This window comes from Streptomyces sp. NPDC017936 (genome assembly GCF_044328485.1).
Classification (GTDB): Bacteria; Actinomycetota; Actinomycetes; order Streptomycetales; family Streptomycetaceae; genus Streptomyces.
Map to the genome: position 1 here is coordinate 461,163 of NZ_JBIRHK010000006.1, position 11,176 is coordinate 472,338.

At 73.3% G+C, this 11,176-nt stretch carries 9 protein-coding genes; all 9 read left to right on the forward strand.

Annotation, left to right across the window (positions count from 1 at the left end):
• Nucleotides 1-138: 138 nt before the first annotated feature.
• On the forward strand, nucleotides 139-1,308 hold the full coding sequence (locus tag ACH4F6_RS15860; RefSeq protein ID WP_397960722.1) for an inositol-3-phosphate synthase: 1,170 nt from the start codon (nucleotides 139-141) through the stop codon (nucleotides 1,306-1,308).
• On the forward strand, nucleotides 1,305-2,501 hold the full coding sequence (locus ACH4F6_RS15865; protein ID WP_397960723.1) for an SCO3242 family prenyltransferase: 1,197 nt from the start codon (nucleotides 1,305-1,307) through the stop codon (nucleotides 2,499-2,501). Before ACH4F6_RS15860 ends, ACH4F6_RS15865 begins: the two co-directional genes overlap by 4 nt.
• Nucleotides 2,498-3,376 carry a sugar phosphate isomerase/epimerase family protein gene (locus tag ACH4F6_RS15870; protein ID WP_397960724.1) on the forward strand — a complete coding sequence of 293 codons (879 nt, stop codon included), beginning with the start codon at nucleotides 2,498-2,500 and terminating at the stop codon, nucleotides 3,374-3,376. Before ACH4F6_RS15865 ends, ACH4F6_RS15870 begins: the two co-directional genes overlap by 4 nt.
• Nucleotides 3,373-4,011, forward strand: coding sequence for an EboA domain-containing protein (locus ACH4F6_RS15875; RefSeq protein WP_397960725.1), 639 nt, complete (start codon nucleotides 3,373-3,375; stop codon nucleotides 4,009-4,011). The genes ACH4F6_RS15870 and ACH4F6_RS15875 overlap by 4 nt, the downstream gene beginning before the upstream one ends.
• Complete coding sequence (locus ACH4F6_RS15880) at nucleotides 4,011-4,859, forward strand: TatD family hydrolase (protein ID WP_397960726.1); 849 nt, start codon at nucleotides 4,011-4,013, stop codon at nucleotides 4,857-4,859. Before ACH4F6_RS15875 ends, ACH4F6_RS15880 begins: the two co-directional genes overlap by 1 nt.
• A 12-nt stretch (nucleotides 4,860-4,871) precedes the next feature.
• A complete protein-coding gene (gene eboE / locus ACH4F6_RS15885) occupies nucleotides 4,872-6,041 on the forward strand; it encodes a metabolite traffic protein EboE (protein WP_397960727.1) in 1,170 nt (389 codons plus the stop codon).
• Nucleotides 6,042-6,060: 19 nt separating this feature from the next.
• Nucleotides 6,061-7,446, forward strand: coding sequence for a nucleotide pyrophosphatase/phosphodiesterase family protein (locus ACH4F6_RS15890; protein WP_397960728.1), 1,386 nt, complete (start codon nucleotides 6,061-6,063; stop codon nucleotides 7,444-7,446).
• Between the two features lie 53 nt (nucleotides 7,447-7,499).
• On the forward strand, nucleotides 7,500-8,663 hold the full coding sequence (locus ACH4F6_RS15895; RefSeq protein ID WP_397960730.1) for a sugar phosphate isomerase/epimerase family protein: 1,164 nt from the start codon (nucleotides 7,500-7,502) through the stop codon (nucleotides 8,661-8,663).
• A 258-nt stretch (nucleotides 8,664-8,921) separates the two neighbouring features.
• Nucleotides 8,922-11,042, forward strand: a complete 2,121-nt coding sequence (locus tag ACH4F6_RS15900) for a PQQ-dependent sugar dehydrogenase (RefSeq protein WP_397960731.1) — start codon at nucleotides 8,922-8,924, stop codon at nucleotides 11,040-11,042.
• The last annotated feature ends 134 nt before the right edge of the window (nucleotides 11,043-11,176 follow it).

Sequence of the window (11,176 nt, forward strand, 5' to 3'; positions counted from 1 at the left end):
GCCCACTCGCTGGCCGTGACCCCGCCGACCACGGAGCCGCCCTCCTCGGTCGCGGCCGGAACCCGCCCACATGCCGGCGGCGGGAGGGAAGGCCCCGAGCCCCCGCCCACCGTCCTCCAACCACATCGGACCATCGACATGGCAGGGAGGCAGCCCGTGAACAACGACGGGAACGCATCGGAGCCCCGGACCGGCGGGCGGACCGCACGCACGGGTGTCTGGTTCGTCGGAGCACGCGGATCGGTGGCCACCACCGCCGTCGCCGGATGCGCGGCGGTCGCCGCCGGACTGCATCCGCCGACCGGCATGGTCACCGAGACACCGCCGTTCCACGGCACCGGCCTCACGCCCTTGACCGCACTCGTCTTCGGCGGCCACGACACCGTCGACTGCCCGCTGCCCAAGCGGGCCGAACACCTCACCGACGCACGCGTCCTGCCGCACGGGCTCGCCTCCGCCGTGCACGCCGAACTGCGGGCCGCCGACGAGGAGATACGGCCCGGCGGCCCGTTCCCGGGCGACACCCGCAGCGACGAGGAACTCATCACGGACTTCACCGCCGACCTCACCTCGTTCCGCGCGCGCAACGCACTGGCACGGGTGGTCGTCGTCAACGTCTCCTCCACGGAACCGCTGCCCGCTCCCGACGCCGTACGACTGCCGCCCAGCTCCCTCTACGCGGCGGCCGCCCTGCGGGCCGGCTGCCCCTACGTCAACTTCACGCCCTCCACCGGACTGCGCACCCCGGCCCTCTCGGACGCCGCCACGGCCGGCGGACTTCCCCACGCGGGCCGTGACGGCAAGACCGGCCAGACGCTGCTCCGGGCCGTGCTCGCCCCGATGTTCCTCCAACGCGCCCTGGACGTACGGGCCTGGTCCGGCACCAACCTGCTGGGCGGCGGCGACGGGGCGGCGCTGGCCGACCCGGGGGCGGCCGCGGCGAAGAACGCCGGCAAGGAGCGCGTCCTGACCGAGACCCTCGGGCACACGCCGCAGGGCGAGGTGCACATCGACGACGTGCCGGCGCTCGGCGACTGGAAGACCGCCTGGGACCACATCGTCTTCGAGGGCTTCCTCGGCTCGCGGATGATCCTCCAGACCATCTGGCAGGGCTGCGACTCGGCCCTGGCCGCACCGCTCGTCCTGGACCTGGCCCGCCTGGTCGCCCGCGCCCACGAGGCGGGCCTGTCCGGCCCGCTCCCGGAACTGGGCTTCTACTTCAAGGACCCGGACGGGGGGCCGGCGGGCCTCTCGGAGCAGTTCACCGCGCTGCTGGCGTTCGCCGACCGCCTGCGGGAGGCGAAGTGACCGGCGCCCCTGCGTCCCGCCTCGTCCCACCCGCACCGGTCCGCGTCCCGCACCCCGCCCGGACCGGGAACGGGCAGCGCCCCGCGGGAACCGCACCGGGGCGCGGGCGACGGGCGCGGCTGCGGGACTGGGCCGAACTGCTCCGCGTCTCCGCCCTGTTCACCGTGCCCGGTGACGCCCTCGCCGGTGCCGCGGCCGCCGGGCTGCGGCCCAACCGGGGCACGGCGTACGCCGTGGGCGCCTCGCTCTGTCTCTACGAGGCGGGCATGGCGCTCAACGACTGGGCCGACCGCGACGAGGACGCCGTCGACCGCCCCCAGCGTCCCCTCCCCTCCGGCCGCGTCTCCCCGACAGCGGCGCTGAGTGCGGCCGGAGTCCTGACCGCGGCGGGCCTGACGCTCGCCGCCCGCGCCGGCCGCCCCGCACTCGCGGCGGCGACCGCCCTGGCCGCCACGGTCTGGGCCTACGACCTCCGGTTGAAGCACACCCCCGCGGCCCCGGCGGCGATGGCCGCGGCCCGCGCCCTGGACCTCCTGCTCGGCACCACGGCAACCGTGTCGGCGCCCACCGCGGTGCGCTCCCGCCGAACCGCCGCCGGCGCCGCACCGTCCGCGCGCGCTCGTGGCCCGCTGCCCCGCCGGAGCGACGCCACAGCGCCGTCCGGCCCCGACCCGGCCGCTCCCGCCGCCGGCCCGGCGCTCACCGGCTCCGAACCCGTCGGCGCGGTGCCCACCGGCCCGGGCGCCGGCACGCCGCGAGGCGGGCCTCCCACCACGCCCGGTCCCGCCCTGCGCACCGCGGCCCCCGCCGCCGCCGCGCTGGCCGCCCACACCTACGCCGTCACCGCCGTCTCGCGGCACGAGGCGCACGGCGGTGCGACGCTCACCCCCCTCGCCGCGTGCGGAGCGGCGACCGCGCTCGGCCTGCTGCTGGCACGGACACGCACGACGGCGGGGCTCCTCCCGGCGCTGTCGGCCGCCGCGTACGTCCGTACCGCCGCCGTCCCCTGCCTGCACGCCGCCCTCAACCCGTCCCCGCCCCTCACCCGGCGCGCCGTCGGCGGCGGAATCCGCGCCATGATCCCGCTCCAGGCCGCGCTCGCCGCCCGGTCCGGGGCGGGCGCCACCGCTCTCGCCGTGCTGGGGCTCGCCCCCCTGGCCCGCACGCTCGCACGAAAGGTGAGCCCCACGTGAACGGCCCGCAGCGACTCCGCCTCGGCTACGGCACCAACGGCCTCACCGACCTCCGTCTCGACGACGCCCTCGGCCTGCTCGCGGACCTGGGCTACGACGGCGTCGGGCTCACGCTCGACCACATGCACCTCGACCCGCTCGCCCCCGACCTCACCGCCCGTACCGCCCGGGTCTCCCGCCGGCTCGGCGCGCTCGGCCTCACCGCGACCGTCGAGACCGGCGCCCGTTACGTGCTCGACCCGCACCGCAAGCACGGTCCGTCGCTGCTCGACCCGGACCCCGACGGCCGTGCCGCCCGCACCCGGCTGTTGATCACGGCGGTCAGGGTCGCGGCGGACCTCGGGGCGCACGCCGTGCACTGCTTCAGCGGCATCACGCCGCCCGGCACGGACGACGACACCGCATGGCGGCGACTGGAGGAGGCGCTCCTGCCCGTGCTCGACGCGGCAGCCGCCGCCGGTGTGCCGCTCGCGATCGAGCCCGAGCCGGGCCACCTCCTCGCCACCCTCGCCGACTTCCACCACCTGCGCACCCTGCTCGGCAACCCCTCCCCCCTCGGCCTGACCCTCGACATCGGCCACTGCCAGTGCCTGGAGCCGGACCCGCCCGACGAGTGCGTCCGTGCGGCCGCGCCGTGGCTGCGGCACGTGCAGATCGAGGACATGCGCCGCGGGGTGCACGAGCACCTGCCGTTCGGCGACGGCGAGATCGACTTCCCGCCCGTGCTGGACGCGCTCGCCGCCACCGGCTACCAGGGCCTCACCGTCGTCGAACTGCCCCGCCACTCCCACGCGGGGCCGCAACTGGCCCGCTCCTCCATCGAGTTCCTCCGGACCACAGCGGCCACGGCCAGGAAGGAAGCGCCGGCACCATGACGCAACCCCCTCCCCGAACCCGCGAGGACGTCGCCGCCCGGCTGCCCGACGACACCGCGCGCGCCTGGTTCGACGAGGCACTGGCCGACGCCGCGTCCGCGGCGAAGGCACCCCCGACACCCACCTCCCCGTACCTCGCCCAGAGCTGGGAGCTGCGGTTCGCCGCCGCCGGGCGGCACTGCGGCCACGACAACGCGGACGCCGTCCGCACGCTGCTGCTGGTCGAGGCCCGGGCGGGGGTCGAGACCCTGACCCGGCTCTACCGGCACGGCAGTGCCGCCGAACGCCGTGCCGTGCTCCAGGCGCTCCCGGCCCTGGTCCGGGGACCGCACGCCGTACACCTCGTCGAGGACGCCCTGCGCACCCATGACACCAGCCTCCTCTCCGCCGCCGTCGGCCCCTACGGCGCCGCCCACCTCGACCCGCACGCCTGGCGTCACGCCGTCCTGAAGTGCCTGTTCACCGGCGTCCCCCTCGGCGCGGTCGCGCGCCTGGCGCAGCGGGCGGCCGGTGACGGCGAACTGGCCCGCATGCTCGGCGACTACGCCGCCGAGCGAACCGCCGCCGGCCGGGACGTCCCCCACGACCTCGGTCGCCTGCTCGCCCTGACGGGCGAGAAGCCCAAGGAGCTGTGATGCGCATCTTCGACCCCCACATCCACATGACGTCACGCACCACCGACGACTACGAGGCCATGTACACAGCCGGTGTGCGCGCCGTCGTCGAGCCCTCCTTCTGGCTCGGCCAGCCCCGCACCTCCCCGGCCGGCTTCTTCGACTACTTCGACTCCCTCCTCGGCTGGGAACCCTTCCGCGCCGCCCAGTACGGCATCGCCCACCACTGCACCATCGCCCTCAATCCCAAAGAGGCCAACGACCCCCGCTGCACACCGGTCCTGGACGCCCTGCCCCGCTACCTCGTCAAGGACGGCGTCGTCGCCGTCGGCGAGATCGGCTACGACTCCATGACACCGGCCGAGGACACCGCGCTGGCCGCCCAGCTCCAGCTCGCCGCCGACCACTGCCTGCCCGCCCTCGTCCACACGCCCCACCGCGACAAGCTCACCGGTCTGCGCCGCACCGTCGACGTCGTCCGCGAGTCGCACCTGCCCGTGGAGCACGTCCTCCTCGACCACCTCAACGAGACGACCGTCAGGGACGCGAAGGACAGCGGCTGCTGGCTCGGCTTCTCCGTCTACCCGGACACCAAGATGGACGAGGACCGCGTGGTCACGATCCTGAGGACGTACGGAACGGACAAGGTCCTCGTCAACTCGGCCGCCGACTGGGGGAAGAGCGACCCGCTGAAGACCCGCAAGGTGGCCGACGCCATGCTCGCGGCCGGCTTCGGCGAGGACGACGTCGACCAGGTGCTGTGGCGCAACCCGGTCGCCTTCTACGGACTGAGCGGCCGTCTCCGGCTCGACGTCCCGAAGCCGGAGGAGCTGCACGAGGGCAACTCCATCCTGCGCGGCGGGGAATGAGAGGAGCGGCTGATGCGCTTCCGGCACCCCGACGGCTCCACCGTCCACCTCGCCTACTGCACCAACGTCCACCCCGCGGAGACCCTCGAGGGCGTCCTCGTCCAACTGCGCGACCACTGCGAGCCGGTCCGCAGGTCCCTGGGACGCGACCGGCTCGGCATCGGCCTGTGGCTCGCCAAGGACGCGGCACGCGCGCTGACCACCGACCCGGCGGCGCTGCGCGGACTACGGGCCGAGCTGGACCGGCGCGGCCTCGAAGTCGTCACCCTGAACGGGTTCCCCTACGAGGGGTTCGGCGCGCAGGAGGTCAAGTACCGCGTCTACAAGCCCGACTGGGCCGACACCGAACGCCTCGCGTACACCACCGACCTGGCCCGGCTCCTGACGGCGCTGCTGCCGGACGACGTCACCGAGGGGACGATCTCCACCCTTCCGTTCGCCTGGCGGACCGACTTCGACGAGCACGCCGCCGCCACCGCCGGTGCGGCGCTGACCACCCTGGGGGAGCGGCTCGACGTGCTGGAGGAGCTGACCGGCAAATCGATCCGGATCGCCCTCGAACCGGAGCCCGGCTGCACGGTGGAGACGACCGCGGACGCGATCGGACCGCTCACCGCCCTGCCCGGCGACCGTGTCGGAGTGTGCGTCGACACCTGCCATCTCGCCACCTCCTTCGAGGACCCGGAAACGGCGCTGGCCGCACTCGACGCCGCCGGTGTCGGCGTCCCCAAGGCGCAGCTGTCGGCCGCCCTGCACGCCGAGGAACCCCGTCGGCCCGAGGTCCGCGACGCCCTCGCGGCCTTCGCCGAACCGCGCTTCCTGCACCAGACCCGCACCCTCACGGCGGCCGGACTGCACGGCACCGACGACCTCGGCGAGGCGCTGGCCGGCGACGCCCTGCCCGACGGCGCACCCTGGCGCGCCCACTTCCACGTCCCCCTGCACGCCCCGCCCGCCGCCCCGCTCACCTCCACCCTGCACGTGCTCCAGGACGCCCTGGCCCTGCTGGTGGGGGGCGCCGCGCCCCGCACCCGCCACCTCGAGGTCGAGACCTACACCTGGCAGGCCCTCCCGCCCGAGCTGCGCCCCCGCACCAGGACCCAGCTCGTCGACGGCATCGCCGCCGAACTCGGCCTCGCCCGCGACCTGCTCACCGACCTCGGCCTGAAGGAACTGCCGTGAAGGACGCGAAGGAACTGCCATGAGCGACAAGCACCCCGCCCCGCTCCTCGTCCTGGACGTCGTCGGCCTCACCCCCCGGCTCCTCGACCACATGCCCCGCCTCAAGGCGCTGGCGGCCTCCGGCTCGCAGGCGAACCTGTCCACCGTGCTGCCGGCCGTCACCTGCACCGCGCAGTCCACCTTCCTCACCGGCACCACGCCCGCGGAGCACGGCATCGTCGGCAACGGCTGGTACTTCCGCGAACTCGGCGACGTCCTGCTGTGGCGCCAGCACAACGGCCTCGTCGCCGGCGACAGGCTCTGGGACGCCGCCCGCCGGGCCCACCCCGGCTACACGGTCGCCAACATCTGCTGGTGGTACGCCATGGGCGCCGACACCGACATCACCGTCACGCCCCGCCCCGTCTACTACGCCGACGGCCGCAAGGAACCCGACTGCTACACCCGCCCGCCGGCCCTGCACGACGAACTCACCGACGAGCTGGGCACCTTCCCCCTCTTCCACTTCTGGGGACCGGGCGCGGACATCGTCTCCAGCAAGTGGATCGCCGACGCCACCCGGCACATCATGCGCACCCGGCACCCCGACCTGACCCTGTGCTACCTGCCCCACCTCGACTACGACCTGCAGCGCTACGGCCCCGACGACCCCCGCTCCCACCGCGCCGCCGCCGAACTCGACGCCGTCATCGGTCCGTTGCTCGACGACGCCCGCGACGAGGGCCGCACGGTCGTCGCCCTGTCCGAGTACGGCATCACCCCCGTCAGCCGGCCCGTCGACATCAACCGCGCCCTGCGGCGCGCCGGCCTGCTGGAGGTCCACACCCAGGACGGCATGGAGTACCTGGATCCGATGGCGTCCCGCGCCTTCGCCGTCGCCGACCACCAGATCGCCCACGTCTACGTCCGCCGGTCCGAGGACCTCGACGCCACCCGCGAGGCGCTGAAGGACCTGCCGGGCATCGACGAGATCCTCGACGACGACGGCAAGAAGGCGAACGGGCTCGACCACCCGCGCTCCGGGGAACTGGTCGCGGTCGCCGAACCGGACGCCTGGTTCACGTACTACTACTGGCTCGACGACGCCCGCGCCCCCGACTTCGCCCAGCTCGTCGAGATCCACCGCAAGCCCGGCTACGACCCCGTCGAGCTGTTCATGGATCCCGAAGACCCCTACGTACGGCTCAGGGCGGCCAAGGCGGTGGCCCGCAAGAAGCTCGGCATGCGCTACCGCATGGCGGTCGTGCCCCTCGACCCCTCGCCCGTCCGCGGCAGCCACGGCCGCCTCCCCACGAGCGACGAAGAAGGTCCGCTCGTCCTGTGCTCCACCCCCCGCGCAGTATCCGGCCGCGTCGCGGCCACCGATGTGAAGTCCCTCCTGCTGCGGCTCGCCGGCCTCTCCTGAGGCGGCTGCCGTCAGGCACCCGCAGCACCGCGACGACGAAAGCGAGAATCACTGTGACCGCGTTCAACGACGAATCCGTCACCGGCGACGCACTGCGCCGCGCGCTCGGCGTCAACCGCCGTCGTTTCCTCAGCACCTGCACGGCCGCCGCGGCCGTGGCGATCGCCGCCCCGGTCTTCGGCGCCTCGCCCGCGCTGGCGCGGGACGGAGCCGAACCCGCCGTCGAGGACCGGGGCCGCTCCGCCCTGGTCCCGCCGCACAAGCGCGGCATCATCCTCTACACCGTCCGGGACGCGGTCGGCCGCGACCCCCTCACCACCGACCTGCCCTCGGGCTTCCGCGAGGTGTTCCGGCAGTTGTCGCGCTTCGGCTACCGCCAGGTGGAGTTCGCCGGCTACGGCCAGCACGCCAACGCCCCCGGCGGCGCGAACCTGGGGACCGTCCAGGGCGCGAAGCTGCTGCGCTCCTGGCTCGACGAGTACGGCCTGCGGGCGCAGGGCAGCCACGGCTTCATCCCGGCGTCCTGGCCGCTGACACCGTCCGACCTGGACACCTTCAAGCTGAACCTGGAGATCGCCAACATCCTCGGCATGGAGCACATGGGAACCGGTGGCGACCCCACCGGCACCCCCTACCGGGCCGACTGGGACGTCGCCGCCGAGAAGTGGAACACCCTGGGCGCCATCGCCCGCCGCGAGGGCGTCAAGCTGTACACCCACAACCACGACAGCGCCTACGACTTCCTGCTCGACGGGGGGCCGCTCGACGCCCAGGGCCGGCCGACGCGCAGCTCCGGCATCCGGAAGCTGGAGTACTTCCTGGAGGTGACGGACCGCAAGAGCGTCCACCTGGAGCTGGACGTCTTCTGGGCGCACGTGGCCCAGTACAAGTTCCACACGTACACCGCGCACGACGGCACGCAGCGCGAGAAGGTCTTCGACCCCGCCGGTCTCGTGGCCCGCAACACCCACCGCTTCCCGCTCTTCCACGCGAAGGACGGCGTGGTCAACCTCCAGAGCGGCCTGGGCTACGACATGGTGCCGTTCGGCACCGGGGACATCGACTACCGCAGGTTCTTCACCCGGGTGGGGGCGAAGAACTACCACAACCCGATGGTCGAGCAGGACAACGCGCCCAGCACGACCGACCCCGCCCAGTCCCTGCAGTTCGCCCGGATCGGCTACGACAACCTCGCGGCCCTGCGCGCGCGCCACTGACACGGCGTCAGCCGCCTGACCCGCCCGGTGCCCCGGCGTCGGCGGGTCGGGCGGGCATGCCCGAAAACACCCGAAACCCTCAGGACGGACTTTCCCCGAGAAGGTTGAAACTTTGTCCTTGACGAGTGGAAAGTGGGCGCTCTAGCGTCCAACTCACTCGCTTCGCACGGTATTTGACTCGTTTTCGCTCTGCCGCGGCCCAGCCGGGGGCCGAACCCCGGGCTCTCGCAGCCGCCGACCAGACCAGAGGAGTTCTGAGTGCGCAACAGACGGATCGTCACCCTCGTGGGGGCGGCGGCGCTGGCCGGGGCCGTCGGGTTCCTGCCTCCGTCCGCAGCCCGAGCCACCGCATCGGACCCCGCACCGCCGGCCAAGGCGGACTTCCAGAAGGTCACCCTCAACGACCGTCCGGGCGAGCCCATGGCCCTCGCCGTCCTGCCCGACCGGCGGGTGCTGCACACGGCCCGCACGGGAGAGGTCCGGATCCACGACCCCAAGAGCGGCGTGAACTTCCTCGCCGCGGACATGAAGAAGAGTCCCGCCGGGCTCTACCAGCACGACGAGGAAGGCGTGCAGGGCATCGCCGTCGACCCCGGCTTCGCCAAGAACCGCTGGGTCTACCTCTACTACTCGCCCCGCCTCGACACCCCCATGGACGACCCGGCCACTGCGGGCGTCAACGAAGGGGACGCGCCCGAGTTCGGCACGGCCGAGGACTTCGCCCGGTACAAGGGCGTCACGCGGCTGTCCCGGTTCAAGCTCGCGGGCAACAAGCTCGACTTCGGCACCGAGCAGAAGATCCTCGACGTCCCGGCCGACCGCGGCATCTGCTGCCACGTCGGCGGCAAGATCGACTTCGACCACAAGGGCAACCTGTTCCTGTCGACCGGTGACGACTCCAACCCGTTCGCCTCGGACGGCTACGCCCCGCTCGACGACCGCCCCGACCGCAACCCGGTCTACGACGCGCGGCGCACCTCGGGCAACACCGACGACCTGCGCGGCAAGGTCCTGCGCATCAAGGTCAAGCGCAACGGCGGCTACGTGATACCGGACGGCAACCTCTTCGCGCCGGGCACCCCGAAGACCCGTCCCGAGATCTACGCCATGGGTCTGCGCAACCCGTTCCGCTTCGCGGTGGACGACAGGACCGGCGAGGTCTACGTCGGCGACTACTCACCCGACGCCAACCAGGCGAACCCCGACCGCGGCCCCGGCGGCCACGGCCGCTGGATGGTCATCGACCGCCCCGCCAACTACGGCTGGCCGTTCTGCGTGACCCAGGACATGCCGTACCAGGACTACGACTTCGCCACGAAGAAGTCGAGCGGCGCCTTCGACTGCGCCAAGCCGGTCAACGACTCGCGGCACAACACCGGCCTCGGCACGCTGCCGCCGGTCACGGACGCGGAGATCGTCTACAACTACGGGGCCTCCGAGGAGTTCCCGGAGCTCGGCACGGGCGGCATCGGCCCCATGGGCGGCCCGGCGTACCGCTACGACAAGCGGAACAGGGCCGAGAACCGTTGGCCCGAGTACTTCGACGGCAAGCCGCTCTTCTACGAGTGGACCCGCGACCAGATGAAGGCTATCACCCTCGGCAAGGGGAACGAGGTCAAGAGGATCGAGGACGCGATCCCCTCGATCACGACGGACGGCCCGATCGACGCCGAGTTCGGCCCGGACGGCGCGCTGTACGTCCTCGAGTACGGCACCGGGTACTTCGCGGAGCTGCCCGAGGCCCAGCTCTCGCGCATCGACTTCACGCGCGGCAACCGCACCCCGGAGCCCAAGGTCGCCGCGGACGTGGTCAACGGGACCAGTCCGCTGACGGTCCGGTTCTCCAGCGCCGGCACGAAGGACGCCGACGGCGACGCCCTCCGCTACGCCTGGGACTTCGACGCCGACGGCACCGTGGACTCCAGGGAGGCGAACCCCGAGCACACCTTCACCGAGAACGCCGTCTACGACGCCACGCTGAAGGTCACCGACAGCACCGGACGCTCGGCCTCCGCGTCGGTCCCCGTCGTGGTCGGCAACAAGGCGCCCGTCGTCTCGCTCACGACCGACCCGGCTCCGCACGGCGGCACGGCGTTCCACTGGGGTGACACGGTCACCTGGAACGTCACCGTCACCGACGACCAGCCGGTGGACTGCTCTAAGGTCACCGTCACGTTCATCCTCGGCCACGACTCGCACGGCCATCCGCTCTCCTCGAGCAACGGCTGCTCCGGATCGTTCGTGACGTTCGTGGACGGCGGCCACTCCGGTGCGGACAACTTGAAGGCGGTCTTCAACGCCACCTACAACGACTCTCCCCCGGACGGCCTGCCGTCCCTCTCGGGCAGCGCCGAGGTCGCCCTGACGCCGGCCGACTGACCGGCGGCGCGGACACAGAGGCGGGGGGCGCCCCCCCCCCCCCCCCCCGGGGGGGGGGCCCCGCCCCCCCCCCCCCGCCCCCCCCCCCCCCCCCCGCCCCCCCCCCCCCCGGGGGGGGGGGGCGCCGGGGCGCG

What these genes read in the sequence shown, in the direction of transcription:
- ACH4F6_RS15860 (WP_397960722.1), top strand. Translation starts at nt 139, where the DNA reads ATGGCAGGGAGGCAGCCCGTGAACAACGACGGGAACGCATCGGAGCCC.
- ACH4F6_RS15875 (WP_397960725.1), top strand. Translation starts at nt 3,373, where the DNA reads ATGACGCAACCCCCTCCCCGAACCCGCGAGGACGTCGCCGCCCGGCTG.
- ACH4F6_RS15880 (WP_397960726.1), top strand. Translation starts at nt 4,011, where the DNA reads ATGCGCATCTTCGACCCCCACATCCACATGACGTCACGCACCACCGAC.
- eboE (WP_397960727.1), top strand. Translation starts at nt 4,872, where the DNA reads ATGCGCTTCCGGCACCCCGACGGCTCCACCGTCCACCTCGCCTACTGC.
- ACH4F6_RS15890 (WP_397960728.1), top strand. Translation starts at nt 6,061, where the DNA reads ATGAGCGACAAGCACCCCGCCCCGCTCCTCGTCCTGGACGTCGTCGGC.